The sequence below is a fragment of the Roseibium sp. RKSG952 genome (assembly GCF_009711355.1).
This window is the reverse complement of the sequence record NZ_SMMF01000012.1, coordinates 1-206: the sequence shown is the minus strand read 5'-3', so window position 1 is coordinate 206 and position 206 is coordinate 1. Positions and strand designations below refer to the sequence as shown.

Below are 206 nucleotides of genomic sequence, written 5' to 3'. Positions count from 1 at the left end.
GCCTTGCCTGACCGCTTCGAGGTACATCTCAGGCGTATGGAGGTCTTCCGGCGCGCAGTATAACGCCCTTCCGTTTTGCCTCACTGCCTCGCGGCATACCTCAGGCGTCCGAGCGCTCTCCGGCACGTCGTGCAACGCCCAGCCGTCTCGCCTCACCGCCTCAAGGCACATCTCAGGTGTCCGGAGTGATCTCGGGAAATAGTACA

1 protein-coding gene is annotated in these 206 nt (G+C 62.1%); it reads right to left on the bottom strand.

What is annotated here, in order from left to right:
- Window positions 1-171, bottom strand: a 171-nt coding sequence (locus E1297_RS50995) for a DUF4116 domain-containing protein (protein WP_368669401.1), incomplete at its 3' end; no start/stop codon positions are given.
- Between the last annotated feature and the right edge of the window lie 35 nt (window positions 172-206).